At 71.2% G+C, this 18385-nt stretch carries 21 protein-coding genes and 1 tRNA gene; 12 read left to right on the forward strand and 10 right to left on the reverse strand.

Going from position 1 to position 18385, the window contains the following annotated elements:
- Position 1 precedes the first annotated feature (1 nt).
- The 4 genes from ACFY1H_RS07275 to selD all read right to left on the reverse strand — a co-directional run bounded on the left by ACFY1H_RS07275 (position 2) and on the right by selD (position 3732).
- Positions 2 to 1792 carry a thiamine pyrophosphate-requiring protein gene (locus tag ACFY1H_RS07275; RefSeq protein WP_366576469.1) on the reverse strand — a complete coding sequence of 597 codons (1791 nt, stop codon included), beginning with the start codon at positions 1790 to 1792 and terminating at the stop codon, positions 2 to 4.
- A 67-nt stretch (positions 1793 to 1859) separates the two neighbouring features.
- Positions 1860 to 2174, reverse strand: coding sequence for a DUF3618 domain-containing protein (locus tag ACFY1H_RS07280; protein WP_366576467.1), 315 nt, complete (start codon positions 2172 to 2174; stop codon positions 1860 to 1862).
- Positions 2171 to 2584 carry a phage holin family protein gene (locus ACFY1H_RS07285; protein WP_366576465.1) on the reverse strand — a complete coding sequence of 138 codons (414 nt, stop codon included), beginning with the start codon at positions 2582 to 2584 and terminating at the stop codon, positions 2171 to 2173. Before ACFY1H_RS07285 ends, ACFY1H_RS07280 begins: the two co-directional genes overlap by 4 nt.
- A gap of 146 nt (positions 2585 to 2730) precedes the next feature.
- Positions 2731 to 3732 carry a selenide, water dikinase SelD gene (gene selD, locus ACFY1H_RS07290; protein ID WP_386945243.1) on the reverse strand — a complete coding sequence of 334 codons (1002 nt, stop codon included), beginning with the start codon at positions 3730 to 3732 and terminating at the stop codon, positions 2731 to 2733.
- A gap of 54 nt (positions 3733 to 3786) precedes the next feature.
- On the opposite strand from selD, the gene ACFY1H_RS07295 reads away from it, so the two are divergent.
- From ACFY1H_RS07295 to ACFY1H_RS07340, 10 genes are all read left to right on the forward strand, one after another.
- Positions 3787 to 3878, forward strand: a tRNA-Sec gene (locus ACFY1H_RS07295).
- Between the two features lie 15 nt (positions 3879 to 3893).
- Positions 3894 to 5183 (forward strand): L-seryl-tRNA(Sec) selenium transferase, encoded by a 1290-nt coding sequence (selA, locus tag ACFY1H_RS07300; protein ID WP_386945245.1) that lies wholly within the window; start codon positions 3894 to 3896, stop codon positions 5181 to 5183.
- Positions 5184 to 5187: 4 nt separating this feature from the next.
- Positions 5188 to 6909: a selenocysteine-specific translation elongation factor gene (selB, locus tag ACFY1H_RS07305; protein ID WP_386945246.1), complete on the forward strand. Its 1722-nt coding sequence runs from the start codon at positions 5188 to 5190 to the stop codon at positions 6907 to 6909.
- A gap of 82 nt (positions 6910 to 6991) precedes the next feature.
- Positions 6992 to 10213, forward strand: a complete 3222-nt coding sequence (gene fdh / locus ACFY1H_RS07310; RefSeq protein ID WP_386945248.1) for a formate dehydrogenase — start codon at positions 6992 to 6994, stop codon at positions 10211 to 10213.
- Positions 10206 to 11048 carry a 4Fe-4S dicluster domain-containing protein gene (locus ACFY1H_RS07315; protein ID WP_386945250.1) on the forward strand — a complete coding sequence of 281 codons (843 nt, stop codon included), beginning with the start codon at positions 10206 to 10208 and terminating at the stop codon, positions 11046 to 11048. Before fdh ends, ACFY1H_RS07315 begins: the two co-directional genes overlap by 8 nt.
- On the forward strand, positions 11045 to 11968 hold the full coding sequence (nrfD, locus tag ACFY1H_RS07320; RefSeq protein WP_366576454.1) for an NrfD/PsrC family molybdoenzyme membrane anchor subunit: 924 nt from the start codon (positions 11045 to 11047) through the stop codon (positions 11966 to 11968). The genes ACFY1H_RS07315 and nrfD overlap by 4 nt, the downstream gene beginning before the upstream one ends.
- Before the next feature lie 155 nt (positions 11969 to 12123).
- Positions 12124 to 12327, forward strand: a complete 204-nt coding sequence (locus ACFY1H_RS07325) for a hypothetical protein (RefSeq protein WP_366576452.1) — start codon at positions 12124 to 12126, stop codon at positions 12325 to 12327.
- Positions 12328 to 12526: 199 nt separating this feature from the next.
- Positions 12527 to 12835, forward strand: a complete 309-nt coding sequence (locus ACFY1H_RS07330; protein WP_386945252.1) for a hypothetical protein — start codon at positions 12527 to 12529, stop codon at positions 12833 to 12835.
- A complete protein-coding gene (locus tag ACFY1H_RS07335; RefSeq protein WP_386945254.1) occupies positions 12835 to 14331 on the forward strand; it encodes an alpha/beta hydrolase in 1497 nt (498 codons plus the stop codon). Before ACFY1H_RS07330 ends, ACFY1H_RS07335 begins: the two co-directional genes overlap by 1 nt.
- 92 nt (positions 14332 to 14423) lie before the next feature.
- A complete protein-coding gene (locus ACFY1H_RS07340; protein ID WP_366576446.1) occupies positions 14424 to 14849 on the forward strand; it encodes a hypothetical protein in 426 nt (141 codons plus the stop codon).
- A 16-nt stretch (positions 14850 to 14865) separates the two neighbouring features.
- Here the strand turns inward: ACFY1H_RS07340 and ACFY1H_RS07345 are convergent, their stop codons facing one another.
- The 5 genes from ACFY1H_RS07345 to ACFY1H_RS07365 all read right to left on the reverse strand — a co-directional run bounded on the left by ACFY1H_RS07345 (position 14866) and on the right by ACFY1H_RS07365 (position 16454).
- Positions 14866 to 15156 (reverse strand): VOC family protein, encoded by a 291-nt coding sequence (locus tag ACFY1H_RS07345; RefSeq protein WP_386945256.1) that lies wholly within the window; start codon positions 15154 to 15156, stop codon positions 14866 to 14868.
- Positions 15157 to 15247: 91 nt separating this feature from the next.
- The gene (locus tag ACFY1H_RS07350) at positions 15248 to 15580 is read right to left on the reverse strand and encodes a plasmid stabilization protein (protein ID WP_386945258.1); all 333 of its coding nucleotides are present in this window, start codon (positions 15578 to 15580) and stop codon (positions 15248 to 15250) included.
- 58 nt (positions 15581 to 15638) lie between these two features.
- Positions 15639 to 15776 carry a hypothetical protein gene (locus tag ACFY1H_RS07355; RefSeq protein ID WP_366576440.1) on the reverse strand — a complete coding sequence of 46 codons (138 nt, stop codon included), beginning with the start codon at positions 15774 to 15776 and terminating at the stop codon, positions 15639 to 15641.
- Positions 15773 to 15931, reverse strand: a complete 159-nt coding sequence (locus tag ACFY1H_RS07360; RefSeq protein ID WP_366576438.1) for a hypothetical protein — start codon at positions 15929 to 15931, stop codon at positions 15773 to 15775. Before ACFY1H_RS07360 ends, ACFY1H_RS07355 begins: the two co-directional genes overlap by 4 nt.
- A 55-nt stretch (positions 15932 to 15986) precedes the next feature.
- Positions 15987 to 16454, reverse strand: coding sequence for an SRPBCC family protein (locus tag ACFY1H_RS07365; RefSeq protein WP_366576436.1), 468 nt, complete (start codon positions 16452 to 16454; stop codon positions 15987 to 15989).
- Positions 16455 to 16495: 41 nt separating this feature from the next.
- Between ACFY1H_RS07365 and ACFY1H_RS07370 the strand changes: the two genes are divergently transcribed.
- Entirely contained in the window at positions 16496 to 16957 is a 462-nt protein-coding gene (locus ACFY1H_RS07370; protein WP_386945260.1) for a RidA family protein, read from the forward strand.
- Positions 16958 to 16972: 15 nt separating this feature from the next.
- Positions 16973 to 17515, forward strand: a complete 543-nt coding sequence (locus tag ACFY1H_RS07375) for a hypothetical protein (protein WP_386945262.1) — start codon at positions 16973 to 16975, stop codon at positions 17513 to 17515.
- Between the two features lie 4 nt (positions 17516 to 17519).
- Here the strand turns inward: ACFY1H_RS07375 and ACFY1H_RS07380 are convergent, their stop codons facing one another.
- Positions 17520 to 18353, reverse strand: a complete 834-nt coding sequence (locus tag ACFY1H_RS07380) for an alpha/beta fold hydrolase (protein WP_386945264.1) — start codon at positions 18351 to 18353, stop codon at positions 17520 to 17522.
- Positions 18354 to 18385: the final 32 nt, after the last annotated feature.

Genomic DNA, 18385 nt, shown 5'->3' on the forward strand with positions numbered 1-18385 from the left:
ATCAGGTGCGCGTCGGCAGGAGCTCCTGGACCTTTGTCTTGAGGCCCTGGGCGACGAGGTGCCACGCGTCCGGGTCACCCCTGAGCACCGCTTCGGTCATGGACTTGATCTGCTCGAACGTGGCGTGCGGCGGGATCGGCGGGACCTCCGGATCGCAGCGCACGTCGAGCACGGTGGGGACGTCGGCGTCGAGCGCCGTCGTCCAGGCGTCGCCGAGCCGCTCGGGGTCGTCGACCGCGATGCCGCCCAGCCCGATGCCGCGGGCGAAGTCCGCATAGGACACTTCGGGCAGCGACTGCGAGGGCTCGAACTTGGGCGCGCCGCCCATCGCCCGCAGCTCCCAGGTGACCTGGTTGAGGTCACCGTTGTGGAAGACGCAGATCACGCAGCGCTGGTCGGGCCAGAGCTCGCGGTAGCGCGCGAGGGTGAGCAGCTCGGCCATGCCGTTCATCTGCATGGCCCCGTCGCCCACGAGCGCGACGACCGGGCGGTCGGGGTGTGCGAACTTGGCGCCGATCGCGTACGGCACGCTCGGGCCCATCGTCGCCAGCGTCCCCGAGAGCGAGCCGCGCATCCTGCCGCGCATGCGCAGGTTGCGGGCGTACCAGTTGGCGGTCGAGCCGGCGTCGGCGGTGACGATGGCGTCTTCCGGGATCCGCTCGGAGAGCTCGTGGACGATCCGCATCGGGTTGATCGGGTCCGCCGCCAGCATGGCCTGGCGGGTGACGGTGTCCGTCCAGTCGGCCACGTTCTTCTCGATCCGCTCCCGCCACCCGCGTTCGGTCTTGCGTTCCAGCAACGGGATGAGCTGTGCCAACGTGGACTTGGCGTCGCCGAGGAGGGTGACCTCGGTGGGGTAGCGCAGGCCCAGGAAGCGCGCGTCGAGGTCGATCTGCACGGCACGTGCCTGGCCGAACGGCGGCAGGAACTGGCTGTACGGGAAGCCGGAGCCGATGATCAGCAGCGTGTCGCAGTCGTTCATGAGCTCGTAGCTCGGACGCGTGCCCAGCAGGCCGATCGCGCCGGTGACGTACGGCAAGTCGTCGGGCAGCACGTCCTTGCCCAGCAACGCTTTCGCCACTCCGGCGCCCGTCAGCTCGGCGACCTCGCGGACCTCGGTCACGGCGTTGCGCGCACCCTGGCCGACCAGGATCGCGACCTTCTCACCGGCGTTGAGGACCTCCGCCGCCCGCGTCAGCTCCTCGGCCGGCGGCACGACCTTCGCGCGCGGGTGGCCGGGCGGGCTGGAGGGCACGTGCTTGAACGCGTGCTCGGGCGGCGAGTACGGCAGTTCCTGGACGTCCGCCGGGATGATCAGGGCCGTGGGGGCGCGCTGCGCGAGCGCGGTGCGGATGGCGCGGTCGAGCGCGTTGGGCAGCTGCTCGGGCACGTTGACCTCGACGAGGTACTCGCTCGCGACGTCCTTGAACAGCGACTGTAGGTCGACTTCCTGCTGGTAGCTGCCGCCCATCGCGCTGCGCGCGGTCTGGCCGACGATCGCCACCACGGGCACGTGGTCGAGCTTGGCGTCGTAGAGGCCGTTGAGCAGGTGGATCGCGCCGGGCCCGGAGGTCGCCGCGCACACGCCGACGCGCCCGCTGAACTTCGCGTAGCCGACGGCCTCGAACGCCGCCATCTCCTCGTGTCGTGCCTGCACGAACCGCGGCTCGTTCCCGGCGGTGCCGAACGCGGTGACGAGGCCGTTGATGCCGTCCCCGGGATAGCCGAACACCTGCTCGACGTCCCATTCGCGCAGCCTCTGCACCACGTAGTCCGCAACGGTTGTGGTCATGCCGCCCGGGTACCGCCGGGCGGCGGCGGGCAAACATCCGTGGCGCGCCTGAACGACAACGCGCCGGTCAGTGTTCGTCGTGCGAGCGCCGGCGCAGGATGAGCCGCAGCACGACGATCAGGCCGAGCACGCTCGCGAACACCGGCACCGGGTTGGCGCGCACGGTTTCGGCGCCCTGGCGGAACTTCTTGGCCGTCGGTTCGCCGACGACCGTGCCGACCTTCGCCTCGGCCTGGTCGAGCCGGTCGTCGAGGCCCTGCTTGATCTTCGGGCGCACGTCGAGCTTCTGCTCGAGGGTCTCCAGCGTCTGCGCCAGCTCGGCGCGCGTGGCGTCGCGGTCGATGCGGACCTCGTCCGGGGTCTCGGGGAACTCGCGGTTCACGAGCGCACCTCCTGCCGCACGACCTCGACGTCCTCGCGGACGCCTTCGATGGCTTCCCGCGGCACCGGCGGTGTCGCGTTCTTGATCTGCGTGCGCCCGACCAGCGCCGAAATGCCAGCGACCACGAACAACACACCCGCGACGACCAGCGCCGACGCCCATCCCGGCAGCACCAGCGCGAGCGCCATGATCGCGGCGGCCACCAGCGCCCCCGCACCGAACAACGCGACGAGCCCCGCGGCGCCGAACAACCCGGCACCCACACCCATCCTCGTGCTCTTTTGCTTCAGCTCCAGAACCCCGAGCCGGACCTCGTCGCGCACCAGCCGTTTCACCTGGTCGCCGAGGTCGGCGACGAGTTCGCCGAACGAGCGTTCCTTCGGTGGAATCGGCTGCACCTCTTCGGTCACCACCGCACCTCCATCGTCACGTCACGGTCCGGCGCGGGCCGCCGGGTGGTCCCCGGGTTCCCGCTCCCGCGTCGGCTCAACCTTCGGCGGGCGCGGTTCGCTTCGGCCACTGTCCACTTCGGCCGGTCGGCGGGGCGAGCGCCGGATCAGCCGACGACGACGGTGTGCTCGCCGGCCGCCACGAGCTCGCCGATCACCGGGTAGCCCGGGACCTCGCCGGCGATCAGGAGGCCGCCCGAGGTCTGGGCGTCGGCCAGGAGCAAGGCCTCGTCCTCGGGGATACGGGAAAGGTCGGTGTGGGGGCGGACCCAGTCGAGGTTGCGGCGCGTCCCGCCGCTGACGTGGCCGGCGGCGAGGGCCTCGCGGGCGCCGTCGAGGTAGGGGACGGCGGCCGGGTCGAGGCGGGCGGTGACGTGGCTGGCGCGGGCGAGCTTGTGCAGGTGGCCGAGCAGCCCGAAGCCGGTGACGTCGGTCGCGCAGGTGGCGCCGGCGGCCAGGGCGGCGCGGGAGGCGTCGGCGTTGAGCGTGGTCATGGTGGCGATGGCGTGGTCGAAGCGTTCACCGGTGGCCTTGTGGCGCGAGTTGAGCACGCCGATGCCGAGCGGTTTCGTGAGGGTGAGGGGCACGCCCGGGCGGCCGGAGTCGTTGCGCAGCAGGCGGTCCGGGTCGGCGATGCCGGTCACGGCGAGGCCGTACTTCGGCTCGGGGTCGTCGACGCTGTGCCCGCCCGCGAGGTGGCAGCCGGCCGGTCCGCAGACGTCGAGGCCGCCGCGCAGGACCTCCGTGGCGAGCTCGAACGGCAGCACTCCGCGCGGCCAGCAGAGCAGGTTCACGGCGACCACGGGGGTGCCGCCCATCGCGTACACGTCGGACAGGGCGTTGGCGGCGGCGATGCGGCCCCAGTCGTACGGGTCGTCGACGACGGGGGTGAAAAAGTCGGTCGTGGCGATGAGGGCCGTGCCGCCGGAGATGCGCACGGCGGCCGCGTCGTCGCCGTCGTCGAGGCCGACCAGCAGCTCGCCGGGCGGGTCGACGGGCGACTTGCCGGTCAGGCCGCGGACCACGTCCTCGAGCTCGCCGGGCGGGATCTTGCACGCACAACCGCCGCCGTGCGCGTACTGCGTCAGCCGGTGTTCCACGCGCCCCATCGTGCCCGGGCTGCGGACGCGGCGCGACCTTGGCAGGATGGCGGGATGCTCCAGGGAGGCGTCTCCGGCCTGGTGGCCGGCGCGGTCTTCAAAACCGTCGGGCGGCAGACGCTGTCGCCGGCGGGTTCGATTCCCGTCCGCCTCCGCCGGGAGCGCCGCGGGTGACCGATCCGCGCCGGGCCGTGCCCCGCACCGACGCGCTGCTCGCCGACCCCCGCATCGCGAAGGCCGCCGAGCCGCTCGGTCGTGAGCTGGTGAAGTCCGTCGTGACCGCCGCGCAACAACGGATCCGCGAAGGCCTGATCCCGCCCGAGACGATCGTGGACGACGTCCTCGCCCACTTGCCCGGGCACGCCACTTCGCTGCGGCCCGTCGTCAACGCCACCGGCGTTGTCGTGCACACCAACCTCGGCCGGGCGCCGTTGTCACCGGCGGCGGTGGACGCGGTCGCCGCGGCCGCGGGAGCCACGGACGTCGAGTTCGACCTCGCCACGGGCCGGCGCGCCCGCCGGGGCCGCGGTGCGCTCGCGGCCCTGGCCGACGCCGTCCCGGCCGCCGGCGGCGTGCACGTGGTGAACAACAACGCCGCCGCGCTGCTGCTGTGCGCCCTCGCGCTCGCGCCGGGCCGCGAGATCGTGGTCAGCCGCGGTGAGCTGGTCGAGATCGGCGACGGCTTCCGGATCCCCGACCTGCTGGCCTCGACCGGCTCGCGGCTGCGCGAGGTCGGGACGACGAACCGCACGCACCTCGCCGACTACGCCGCCGCGCTCGGCCCCGGAACCGGATTCGTGCTCAAGGTCCACCCGTCCAACTACCGCGTCACCGGCTTCACGGCGGAAGCCTCCGTGGCGGACCTGGCCGGGCTCGGGGTGCCGCTGGTCGTGGACATCGGCTCGGGGCTGCTCGCGCCGCACCCGCTGCTGCCGGACGAACCCGACGCGGCCACGGTCCTGGCCCAGGGCGCGCACCTGGTGACCGCGAGTGGCGACAAGCTCCTCGGCGGCCCGCAGGCCGGCCTCCTGCTCGGCGACGCGGCGCTGGTGGAGCGGCTGCGCCGGCACCCGGCGGCGCGGGCGCTGCGCGTGGACAAGCTGACGCTGGCGGCACTCGAGGCGACCTTGCGCGGCCCGCTGCCCCCGGTGCGGGAAGCGCTGCGGATCCCGCTGCCGGAGTTGCGCGGCCGTGCGGAGGAGCTGTGCGCGACGCTGCGTGCGGCCGGAGTCGACGCCGAGGTCGTCGAGTCGACCGTTGCCGTCGGGGGCGGGGGCGCGCCCGGGGTCGAGCTGCCGAGCGTGGCCGTCGCGTTGCCCGCGCCCTACGCCGAGGCGCTGCGGGCCGGGCAGCCACCCGTCGTCGGCCGCGTGGTCCGCGACCGCTGCCTGCTGGACCTGCGGACCGTCCCGCCCGGCGACGACGCCACGATCGCGGCCGCGGTGCTGGGGTCCGGGTGATCCGGTGCGGGTGATCGCCACCGCCGGCCACGTGGACCACGGCAAGTCCACGCTGGTGCGGCGGCTCACCGGGATGGAACCCGACCGCTGGGCCGAGGAACGCCGCCGCGGCCTCACGATCGACCTCGGCTTCGCGTGGACGCGCCTCGGCGAGGAGGACGTGGCGTTCGTCGACGTGCCCGGCCACGAGCGGTTCGTGCCCACCATGCTCGCGGGCGCCGGGCCGGCGCCCGCCGTGGCGTTCGTGGTCGCGGCCGACGAGGGCTGGAAACCGCAGTCGGCCGAGCACCTGGCCGCGCTCGACGCGTTCGGCGTGGACCGCGGGCTGCTCGTGGTGACCAAGGCGGACCGCGCCGACCCCGGGCCCGCCACGGCGTCCGCGCTGCACGAGATCTCCGCGACGTCGCTGGGTGCGGTGCCCTCGGTCGCGGTCAGCGGCACGACCGGCGCCGGGTTCGCCGAGCTGAGGGCCGCGCTGGGTGCGCTCGTCGCCGGGTTGCCCGCCCCGGACACCGGCGCGGACGTGCGCCTGTGGCTCGACCGGGCGTTCACGATCCGCGGCGCGGGCACCGTCGTGACCGGGACCCTCGCGGCGGGCACCATCACGACCGGTGACGAGCTGGACCTCGGAGGTGCCACCGTCACGGTCAGGGGGATCGAAGCGCTGGGGGAGCCCCGCGACCGGGTCACCGGCGTCGCGCGGGTGGCGCTGAACCTCCGCGGGGTCGCCCGCGAACAGGCCCGGCGCGGCCACGCCCTGCTCACACCCGGGGCGTGGCTGACGACGAGCGAGGTGGACGTCCGCCTGCGCGGCACCCGGTCCGCGGACCTGCACCAGTCGCTGGTGCTGCACCTGGGCACCGCGGCCGTCGCGGCCCGGGTCCGTCCACTCGGGACGGACACCGCACGGCTGACGCTGCGGACTCCGCTGCCCCTGCGCGTCGGCGACCGGGGCTTGGTCCGCGACCCGGGCGCCCACCTCATCCCGGCCGGGGTCGAAGTGCTCGACGTCCGGCCGCCCGAGCTGAGGCGCCGGGGCGCCGCCCGCGCGCGAGGAGACGAGCTGACGCGCGAGCCGGCGCCGGCCCACCTGGCACGGCGCGGTTTCGTCAAGGCGGCGGAGTTCCGCGCGATGGGCTTCGCGCCGACCGGCGAGCACGCGGGCGAGTGGCTGGTGGATCCCGGCCGGTTCGCCCACCTCAAGGCGCTGGTCCGGGAGGAGGTCGCCGCCTGGACCCACGACCACCCCGTCGCCGCGGGTATGCCCGAAGAGACGCTCCGGCAAAGGCTGGAGCTGCCCGCGCCGGAGCTCCTGCCGCCGCTGCTCACCGGTCTGGAAACCCGCGCCGGGCTGGTGCGGCTGCCCGGCACCGGCCTCGAACCGCGCGTCGCCGAGGCCGTCGCCGAACTGGACAAGGAGTTCGCCGAACACCCCTTCCGCGCCCCTGAGACCGATCATCTCCGTGAGCTGGGGCTGGGCCGGCGAGAACTGGCCGCCGCCGTCCGCCACGGCCGCCTCACGGTGCTGGCCGAGGGCGTCTACGTCGCGCCGGGCACGGAGGAACGGGCGGCGGAGGTCCTGGCCGGCGTCGCCCGGCCGTTCACGGTCGCCGACGCCCGCCGCGCCCTCGACACGACCCGCCGCGTGATGGTGCCGTTGCTCGAACACCTCGACGCGGCGGGCGTCACCGAGCCCCTCGGCGACGGCACCCGCCGGCTGCGGTGACCGGGTCCGGCCGCCGGGAGCAGCGGCCCCCGCACGGGTGAGTGACCTGCGCCGGGCGCGCGAAGGCATTAGGTTGGCGGGCATGGGTGTCCGGCGGTGGATCGAGGGCTGGCCCGTGTACCGGCAGCTGACCGGTCCCGACCGGCTGGCTCGTGGTGCCGCGGCGAAGTCGAGCGGCTCCGAGGCCTGGCACGCGCGCACCCAGGACGCGGACCGCGTCGTGAAGTCGGTGTGCCCGTACTGCGCGGTCGGCTGCGGGCAGAAGGTCTACGTCAAGGACGAGCGCGTCACCCAGATCGAGGGCGACCCCGACTCGCCCATCTCACGGGGCCGGCTGTGCCCCAAGGGCTCGGCCAGCAAACAGCTCGTGACGAGCCCCAACCGGGTCACCGAAGTGCTCTACCGGCGCCCGTACGGCACCGGCTGGGAGCGCCTGCCGCTCGACGAGGCGATGGAGATGATCGCCGAGCGGGTCCTGCGCACGCGCGCCGAGACGTGGGAGGAATCCGACGCAAAGGGCGTGCCGCTCAAGCGCACCCTCGGGTTGGCCAGCCTCGGCGGCGCGACGCTGGACAACGAAGAGAACTACCTGATGAAGAAGCTCTACACCGCGCTCGGCGCGATCCAGATCGAGAACCAGGCCCGTATTTGACACTCCGCCACGGTTCCCGGTCTGGGGACCTCCTTCGGTCGTGGAGGCGCCACGACGTTCCAGCAGGACCTGGTCAACGCCGACTGCATCGTGATCCAGGGCTCCAACATGGCGGAGGCCCACCCCGTGGGGTTCCAGTGGGTGATGGAGGCGAAGGCCCGCGGGGCGAAGATCATCCACGTCGACCCGCGCTTCACGCGCACTAGCGCGGTCGCGCACACCCACGCGGCGCTGCGCGCGGGCTCGGACATCGCGTTCCTCGGCGGCCTGATCAAGTACGTCCTGGACCACGAGCTCGACTTCCGCGAGTACGTGCTGGCGTACACCAACGCCGCCGCGATCCTGCGTGAGGACTTCCGCGACACCGAGGACCTCGACGGGGTCTTCTCCGGCTATGACCCCGAGGGCAAGCAGTACGACGTGTCCACCTGGGCCTACGAGGGTGTCGACACCCTCCCGGCTGCCGGCAGCGGCGAGGCCGAGCTGCCGGGCGAGCAGCACCACGGCGGGGAGGGCCACCAGAAGGCCGCGCGGGCCGAGTCCTACGGCAGCGGTGGCGCCGCGGTGGGCGGGAAACCGCACCTGGACGAGACACTGCAGCACCCGCGGTGCGTCTACCAGGTCCTCAAGCGCCACTTCTCGCGGTACACACCGGAGGTCGTGGCGGACATCTGCGGCATCCCGGTGCGGCAGTTCCTGGAGATCGCCGAAGCGGTCACGGAGAACTCGGGCCGCGAGCGCACCACGGCGTGGGTCTACTCGGTGGGCTGGACGCAGCACACGGTCGGCGCGCAGTACATCCGCACCGCGTCGATCCTGCAGACGCTGCTGGGCAACATCGGCCGACCCGGCGGCGGCATCCTGGCGCTGCGCGGGCACGCGAGCATCCAGGGCTCCACCGACATCCCGACGCTGTACAACATCCTGCCCGGATACCTGCCGATGCCCCACGCGCACCAGCACTTCAGCCTCGACGACTACGTGGCCACCGACGCCGGCGCCACCGGCTTCTGGGGCAACATGGACGCCTACATGGTGAGCCTGCTCAAGGCGTACTGGGGCGACGCCGCCCAGCCGCACAACGACTTCCGCTTCGCCCACCTGCCGCGCCTGACCGGCGACCACGGCACGTACGCCACGGTGCGCAACCAGATCGAGGGCACGTGCAAGGGCTACTTCCTCGTCGGCGAGAACCCCGCCGTCGGTTCGGCCAACGGGAAGATGCAGCGACTGGGGCTGGCGAACCTCGACTGGCTCGTGGTGCGCGACCTGCAGATGATCGAGTCGGCGACGTTCTGGAAGGACGGGCCGGAGATCGAGACGGGGGAGCTGGCGAGCACGGAGATCGGCACCGAGGTGTTCTTCCTGCCCGCCGCCGCCCACACCGAGAAGGACGGCAGCTTCACCAACACGCAGCGGCTGCTGCAGTGGCACCACAAAGCCGTTGAACCGCCGGGAGAAGCGCGCAGCGACCTGTGGTTCTACTACCACCTGGGCCGGCTCATCCGGGAGAAGCTGGCCGGCAGCAGGGATCCGCGGGACCTGCCGGTGCAGGAGCTGACCTGGAGCTACCCGACCGAAGGGCCGCTCGACGACCCGTCGGCCGAGTCGGTGCTGGCCGAGATCAACGGCCACGGCCCCGAAGGCCCGCTGTCGGCGTACACGCAGCTCAAGGACGACGGGTCCACCTCCTGCGGCTGCTGGATCTACTGCGGCGTGCGCGCCGGCGGCCACAACCACGCCGCGAACCGGAAACCCGGGTCCGAACAGGACTGGGTGGCCGCCGAATGGGCGTGGGCGTGGCCGGCGAACCGGCGCATCCTCTACAACCGCGCGTCGGCCGATCCGGCCGGGAAACCGTGGAGCGAGCGCAAGAAGTACCTCTACTGGGACGAGGACCAGGGCCGCTGGGCCGGACCCGACGTCGCCGACTTCGAGCCGACCAAACGCCCGGACTACGTGCCGCCCGAGGGCGCCAAGAGGCAGGACGCCATCGGCGGTGCCGACCCGTTCATCATGCAGACCGACGGGCGCGCCTGGCTCTACGTGCCCGCCGGGCTCGCCGACGGTCCGCTGCCCACGCACTACGAGCCGTTCGAGTCCCCTGTGGACAATCCGCTGTACGCCCAGCAGGACAACCCGGCGCGCCAGACGCTGGTCACGCCGTCGAACCCGTACAACCCCGCCCGCAGCACGGTGTTCCCCTACGTGTTCACGACCTACCGGCTCACCGAGCACCACACCGCGGGCGGGATGAGCCGCACGCTGCCGTACCTGGCGGAGCTGCAGCCGGAGTTCTTCTGCGAGGTCTCGCCGGAGCTCGCGGCCGAGCGCGGGCTGGAGAACGGGGGCTGGGCGACGATCGTCTCGGCCCGCACGGCGATCGAGGCGCGGGTGCTGGTCACGGCGCGGATGAAACCGCTCAAGGTGCGCGGCCGCACGATCCACCAGGTCGGACTGCCCTACCACTGGGGCCCGAACGGGCTTTCCCGTGGTGACGCGGCCAACGACCTGCTCAGCGTGGTGATGGACCCGAACGTGCACATCCAGGAGGCGAAGGCGGCCACGTGCGACATCGTGCCCGGCCGGCGCCCGCGAGGCCCGGCGTTGCCGGCCTTCGTGCAGGAATACCGCAGGAGGGCGGATGGCTGAGTACGGCACGCAACCGCGGATGGGATTCTTCACCGACACGTCGGTGTGCATCGGCTGCAAGGCGTGCGAGGTGGCGTGCAAGGAGTGGAACGACGTGCCCGGCCGGGACCTCGATCTGCTCGGCACGTCGTACGACAACACCGGCGATCTCGGGGCGAACGCGTGGCGGCACGTCGCTTTCGTGGAGCAGGTGGTGCCGGCGGCGCCGCCCGCGGTGGATCTCGGGATGCCGACGGTGGGCGCGCCGGTGCAGGACGGCGAAGAACCCGGCGTGCGCTGGCTGATGTCGAGCGACGTGTGCAAGCACTGCACCCACGCCGGTTGCCTCGACGTCTGCCCTACCGGGGCGTTGTTCCGCACCGAGTTCGACACCGTCGTGGTGCAGCAGGACATCTGCAACGGCTGCGGCTACTGCGTGCCCGCCTGCCCGTACGGCGTGATCGAGCGGCGCGAGAGCGACGGCCGCGCGTTCAAGTGCACCCTCTGCTACGACCGTCTCGGCGCCGGCCTGGAGCCGGCGTGCGCCAAGGCGTGTCCCACGGACTCCATCCAGTTCGGCGTGCTCGACGAGCTGCGCGAACGCGCCGACGAGCGGGTGCGGGACCTGCACGGCTCCGGCGTGCCCGAGGCCCGGCTCTACGGCCGCGACCCGGACGACGGCGTCGGCGGCGACGGCGCGTTTTTCCTGCTGCTGGACGAACCGGAGGTCTACGGCTTCCCGCCGGACCCCGTCGTGCCGACGAAACACCTGCCGCAGATGTGGAAACGCACGGCGGCCGCGGCGCTCGGCGTGGCGGGCACGCTCGTCGTCTCGTTCCTGGGGCGGCGTCGATGAGCCCGCGCCGCGAACCGACGATGGTCGACCCGGTCGAGTTCACCTCGTACTACGGGCGGCCGATCCTCAAGGAACCGGCGTGGAAGCAGCCGGACGTGCCGCTGTACCTGTTCCTGGGCGGGGCTGCGGGCTCGTCCGCGACGATGGCGAGCCTGGCGACGCTCACGGGGCGGCCGGGCCTCGCGCGCGTCGGCCGCCTGGTCGCGGCGGCCGGCGCGAGCGCGAGTGTCGTCGCGCTGGTCCACGACCTCGGCCGGCCGGCGCGGTTCCTGCACATGCTCAGGGTGCTCAAGCCGACGTCGCCGCTTTCGGTGGGTTCGTGGATCCTGGCGCCGTTCTCGGGGCTGGCCGCGGTGTCGGCCGGCTCGGCGGAGACCGGCCTGCTGCGTCCGGTCGGCAAGCTCGCCGGCGCCGCGGCGGGCGTGCTGGGGCCGGCGATGTGCACCTACACCGCGGTGCTGCTCGCCGACACCGCCACGCCGTCGTGGCACGAGGCGCGGCGGCACCTGCCGGTGCTGTTCGCGGGCAGCGCGATGACGAGCGGCGCGGGGGCCGCGTTGCTGGCGGCACCCCGGGACGAGCTCGGGCCGGTGGTGCGCGCGGGTCTCGTCGGAGCGGCGGCCGAGCTCGCGGTGGCGCGGCACCTGGAACACGGCCTCGGGATCGTGTCGGAGCCGTACCGGACCGGCCGGGCGGGCAAGCTGATGAAGGCGGCCCGTGGCCTGACGGCCGCGGGTGCCGCGTTGTCCCTCGCGGCCCGGCGCAGCCGAGCGGCGGCGGTGGCGAGCGGTGCGGCCTACCTCGCGGCCGGCCTGTGCACGCGGTTCGGCGTCTACCAGGCCGGGGTCGCGTCGGCGCAGGACCCGAAGTACGTCGTGATCCCGCAACGCGAACGGCTGGCGGAGACGCGCGGCGACTGACCGGTGATTGGCACGCGATCGCGGCCGCCCTCCTCCATTCGGGTGACCCACTTGGCCGTAGTCGCATCGCCTGGCCTGGCGATATGCCCGGGTGGGCGTGCTGCACTTCCCGGCCGGCGTAGACCGTCCCGGCCCCGCACCCATAAGACCTCCACGTGACGACGGCCATGCGCCCCGAGCACGACGGATTCATCATGAAAAGCGACGACATTCTTTCAGCGGATCCAGAGCTGTCGGCGGCCCAACGGGCAGCCGAGGCGCGCTCCACCCTTGTCGAGGCGGCTGGGCGGCTGCGACACGCGATCGATGCGGGCCAGGTGCCGGCGCGCAGCGCGGCGGCACAGCTCGCGGCATATTAGGACACCTTGATGGGGCAGGTCGCCGTCCCTGGGGCCCCCGGCAGCATGGAGCCGCCTTCTGAGCAGGACTACTCAGGTCAAGCTTGAGTAGGCTCTCACGCTGCGGGTAGGTAGGCGGCCCTGGCTGTGCCGAGGTTGTGGAATCCGCTGCTCCTGGTCCCGTAGCCTGTGACGGAACGATCACGGGGAGGGGTCGCAAGTGGGCTTCACGGCGGTAGTCGACACACTGCGGGCGGCGGGCAAATCCGCTGGTGAGAATTTGGTCGGCCTGCGGAGCGCGGACTGCGCGGAACCGGTGGGGCAGGTGGCCGGGGCGGTGCCGGGCGGGCAAGCGGCGGCGGCTGGCCGGTTCCGCGAGGCCTGGGCCGCGACGTTCACCGAGCGGTGTGCGGAGGCTCAGCGATTCGCTGAGGGACTGATCACCGCAGCTGATCGGTACCAGCACGGCGACCAGGCGGCGGCCGGAGTGTTCCCGGCCGCCGCGCCGCCGATGCGGGGGCCGCGCTGATGGTGTCGCTGGCTGACATCCGACAGTGGAACCCGGGCGCGCTGGATGAAATTTTCTCAGTCCTGCAGATCCGGACCCAAATCCTGGTCCATTCCGGGGATGATTACGGCAAGACACTGCCGGTCGAGGGGTGGAGCGGACCCGCAGCCGATAACGCCGCTGCTCAGCACGATGCCCTGATGCGTGGTCTGGACACGATCGCCGCTGGTGTGTCCATCCTGGGAAAGACGGTCGGCCAGGCCTCCGACGCGATCACTGGCGTTCGGCACGCGTTGGCCGATGTTGAGGAACTGGCCCGCAAGTACGGCTACGAGATCACCGACGCCGGGGGCATCGTCGACACCTTCGCGGGCCGACAGGTGCCGCCTGCCCTGCACCCGGAAGACCGGGAACGGGTGCATGCGCAACTGACGGACGACGTCGCGCAGATCCTGCGCACTGCGAACGACATCGACGCTGATCTGGCGTCGGTGCTGGATCGGGCAGCGGCAGGCCAGTTCGGCACCGGTGACGAATCCACCGTCACCGCTGCCGCCGCCGACGGGGTGAAAGACCCCGGCCTCACCCTGCCCGAGCCGCCACCGAACGCGACCCCATCGCAAAACGCCGCGTGGTGGGCGACCCTGTCCAACGCCGGCCGGGACATCCTGATCCGGGACCGCCCCGGCGCGATCGGCGCGATGGACGGACTGCCTGCCACCGATCGGGACCGTGCGAACCGGGTCGTGCTCAACCGAGACTATGCCGACCTGCAACACCAACGCGCCTACCTGCTCGGCATCAACCCCGCTAACTCCGGACAGGCCATCGTCGCCATCGGCAATCCCGACACCGCCGTCAACGTCGCTACATATGTTCCCGGCACCACCGCCGGACTCAACGACGGCATGTCCACGGATATTTACCGATCAGATTCGATGATGCATATGGCGACCCAAATGGGGTCGCCGTCTACATCGGTGATCACCTGGGTGGGGTATGACGCACCGCAGAGCATCATCCCGGACGCGGCCAGCACCAGTTTCGCCGACAAAGCCGAACCCTCGCTCCGGAACTTCCAAGACGGGCTCGGGGCCGCGCACCAGGGGCCGATGAACGCCACCGTTATCGGCCACAGCTACGGAACCACCGTCGTCGGGCAAACCGCCCGCGACCTCGGCCTGCCCGCCAGCAACGTCGTCATGGTCGCCAGCCCCGGCGTCGGCGTCGAACATGCCAACCAACTCCACCTCGACGGCACGCCACAAGACCAGGTCGGACAACACATCTACTCGACCAAAGCACCCACCGACCCCATCCCTATCGCCACCAACTTCGACAACCCCATGGCAGACGGAATCGACCCCCTCGGACCCGACCCCGCCACCGGATGGTTCGGCGGACAGCGATTCGATTCCAACCCCAGCAACCCTCTCACCTCCCACAGTGACTACTGGAACAGAGACTCAGACTCACTCGCCGCCATGGGCAACATCATCGCCGGGAACAAACCATGATGAATATGACCGTGCGAAAATCTTCACGGTGGTTCTTGTTCGCGGTCTTTGGAGTGTTGCTGTTCACTACGATTTCCTGCGGAGGCGCACCCATGCAACCGACCCTGTCGGCCGAGCAAGCCCAGCAAAGCGTGCTGAATTATGTGCATGCAGCAGCGGCGGCCTCCTTTCCCCTGGGATATAAGCTAACTGAGCTGCCGCTCCAGCCGATGCCATGCACGGACAATTTCGATCATGAGACCGGCCAGTTCAGCGTCGGAATAACCTACTGGGTTGACGGGCCGGATCGTGCGCACAATAACGACTACTATAGGAAGCTTATGAAATGGTGGGCCGACAACGGTTGGTCAGTCCACACCGACACCTGGCTAAACAAGCATTTCGTCAACGCGAGTAGCAAAGACGGCTATCTTATGAGCCTTACCGCCACGACGACTGGGAACGTCCTCGGTCGCCTGAGTATCGGAGCCAGCTCTCCCTGCGTATGGCCTCACGGAACGCCTGAACCTAAATCCTGACATCCCAAAATAGCGTCTACTTGAAAAGTATCGATCGCATTGCTGGATGGTCCGCAGTGTGCGTCCGCAAGCGTCCTGACCAGGTGGGCGGCAGCCAGGCGGTGGTTACGTCTTCATTACAACTGACCTCGGGCACGGGCTGGAACAGCAGCGACGCCCGGCCGGGCGCCTTGAGCTCGACGTAGGTGAGCCCGTGGTGGTCGGTCCAGCGTTCGGTGGCCGGGTAGTCCAGGGCCTCGCGCCAGAACTCGGCGAGTGCCTCGGCGTTGCGGCAGTCGATGGCGACGGCGATCAGCCGGCTGCTCACGGGTGCCTCCCTCGTCAGGAGAACGGTCCACAGTGGACGCGCCGATCCCGTCGGCAGGGGGCTGCCGACGGGATCGGGCCCGGGCCGACAGTCAGCGGCCCAGGGCTTTCTGAAGTTCCTTCTTCGTCATGTTCGAGCGGCCCTTGATGTTGCGCTGCTTGGCCTCGTTGTAGAGCTGGTCCTTGGTCGGCCCGCCCGGCCCGAGGCCGCGGCCGCTGCGTTCCCCGCCGCGCTGCTGCGGGCTCTTGTCCCGGAGCGAGGTCTTGCTGGCGGAGCGGGACTCGCCGGAACGGGCGCGGTTCTTGTTCACGGTGCGGGCGGCGATCTCCTGCGCCCGGGAGGTACTGGCGCCGCGGTCCTGCTGCTCCGACTTGATGTGCTCGTACTGACGCTCGCGCTTGTCGCTCCAAGTTTCCTGAGGCACGGCTCCTCCTCCTTCGCTCGTGAGCGGCGGATACCCGTTGCGGTGCGGGCCCAACCCGTCAGGAGCCCGACTGCGGGTCGGTGTCGTCGTGCGGGTCCCCCGAGGTGCCCTGTTCGCCGCGGACGGTCTCGCGCTGCTCCTCGGCGGACTCGCCGTAGGGGTCGTCGCGTCCTTCGGGCTTGTCGGGGTCGCTCATGGTGAATCCTCCTCGCGCTCGCCGGAATCCGCCGCTCCGGAACCGCCGCCTCCCGGACGCGAGTCGCGGGCTTCCTGGGCGGCGTCCTTGGCCTCGCTGATCGCGTGGCGCACTTCTTCGAGCTGCTCGTCCATCTGCTTCTCGTCGGCAGTCATGGGTGGCTCCCTTCCTGGGCGCCGGTTACCACCGCGGGCGGGTGGCGAAACCGGGTCAGCCCTGCGGCGGGGGAGCGACGTCACCGCGCCACGTGCCGGTTTCGCGGCCGTCGCGGTGCTCGATGAACGTCTTGAACCGCTGCATGTCCTCCTTGACCCGCCGGTCGAGGATGCCGAGCTTGTCGGCCGCGGTCTCGGCGAAACCGTCGGGGTCGAGCTCCATCTGGGCGGTCACCCGGGTGGTCCGGTCGTCGAGCCGGTGGAACGTGATCACGCCCGCGTGCGTCGGCCCGGAGTCCGACGCCCACGCCACGCGCTCGTCGGGGTGCTGCTCGGTGATCGTCGCGTCGAACTCCCGCGTGACCCCGCCCAGCGCGATCTTCCAGTGCGTGTGCGTGTCGTCGAGCTGGCGCACTTCCTCCACGCCGTCCATGAAGCGCGGGAACGACTCGAACTGCGTCCACTGGTTGTACGCCGCGGAAACCGGCGCGTGCACGTCGACGAACTCGGTGATGGTGCTCATGGGACTCCCTTCGTCTTGTTCGGTCCTTCGCGGCCTACCCGGTGCGCGAGGATCGAAACGAACGCGCGGGGCTGCTCCCGGACGGCACCCTCGCCGGCACCGACGCGGAAGCACAAGCGCGGCAGATCTTCGCGAACATCGAGGCGCTGCTCGCCGCGCACGGGGCGCGCCCCGAGCACCTGGTGAAGCTCCTGACGTTCGTCGCGGGCACCGAACACCTCGCCGGCTACCGGGCGGCCAGGCAGAGGCCTTCGCGCACTGGTTCCCGGCGGGTGACTTCCCGGCCCAATCCCTGGTGGTCGTGGCGGCACTGGCCGGCCCGGACTACGCAGCCGAAGTGGAGGCGATCGCCGCTGTGCCAGTGGCCTAGGGCCATGGCCTGCGGGTTGTTCAGATTCGGGCCCGCCGGCTTCCTTTGTGGGTTCACTCTTTCGAGTGTTACGTCGGAAGCCTGTGCGTCACAGTTCGATTTGTGGTCTGATGTGCCTCGCTATCCGGTATGACGCAGTGGGGGACGGATGAAAAGCGTGGTTTGGTGGTCGATCGGGCTGCTGTTCGGGCTGGGGCTGGTGGCGCTCGGCCTGTTCGGCAGCGGGGAGCCGAGCACCAAGGTGGTGTGCGGCGGCGAGGAGATGCGGCCGGGGGAGACCTGTGAAACGACCCAGTACGGCCTGAAGTCCAGCAAGACCTACGAGGAGAAGCTGCAGGAGTCGGTCGACAGCGCGAAGTCCTTCGAGGGCGGTGGCCGGTGGGTCACGTTCGGGATCGGCGCGGGGATCGCGGCCTTGTGCGGCTGGCGGCTGGTGGTCGCGGTGCGGCGACGGGCCGGCCGGGGATCCGGCCCGGTTTCCGAGCCCGGGCACCAGCCGGGCTTCGCGCCGCCGCCGGGATTCCCTCCGGCTCCGGTGTTTCCGCAGTCTCCGCCGCAGGGATACCAGCAGCAGCCTGGATTCCACCAGCAGCCCGAGTACCACCAGCAGCCGGGATTCGCGTCACCGCAAGGGTTTCAGCAACCTCCGCCGCCGGAATACCAGCAGCCGCGTCCGCCGTATCAGCAGTAGCGGGTCAGGCCGTCGTGGGCAGGAAGTCCTGCAGGGCTTCGGCCAAGCGGTCCGGCTGGTCTTCCGGGATGAGAGTCCACGAGTCGGCGATTTCGACGAGCCGCCCGGCCGGGAAGAGTTCCGCCAGGCGGCGGCCGTGGGAGGTGGGCATCATGCGGTCTTCCGGGGCCCACACGACGAGGACCGGCCGGTCGAAGTCCGAGAGGCGGGCGGTCCAGCGCAGCAGCACGTCGCGGCGCGGGGTGGAGACGGCGAACTTGGCGAGGTCGCGGCGGATGGCGCGGTCGCGGGTGGCCGGGGCGAACCAGTCGTCGAGCACGATGTCGGGGATGCCGTGATTGGCGAGGCCGCCATACGTCTTTTCGTTGTGGCGGAGAAACTTCGTGCGCAGCAGGCGCATGAGGAGCCAGACGCCGCCGGGCAGTTTGGCCAGCCGGGCCAGTGGCCGGGCGGGTGGTGGCGGGAAGTTGTCGAACGCCTCGCACGCGACGAGCACCAGCCGGCCGACGCGGCCGGCGCGGCCTTCGGACACGAGGAACTGCGGGCCGCCCCAGTCGTTGAGGACGAGGGTGACGTCGGTGAGGCCGAGGCGCTCCAGGAACTCGCCGAGCAGCAGCGCCTGGCCGAACTGCGAGAGGTCCGCGTCGCGGTGCATCGGAGTGCGGTGGGCGCCGAGGTGGAGCGTCGGCAGCACGCAGCGATAGCCGGTCAACCGGGGCACGACCTTGCGCCACTGCGTTTCGTTCATCGGAAAGCCGTGCGTGAACACGACCACCGGCCCGGGGCCGCCGGTGTCGACGTAGTCGATCGGCCCGGCGGACAGTTCGAGCGTCGGCATGGCACCTCCCGCTAGAGCGATCGCTCTAGTCA

This window comes from Amycolatopsis sp. NPDC001319 (assembly GCF_042896185.1).
Lineage (GTDB): Bacteria > Actinomycetota > Actinomycetes > Mycobacteriales > Pseudonocardiaceae > Amycolatopsis.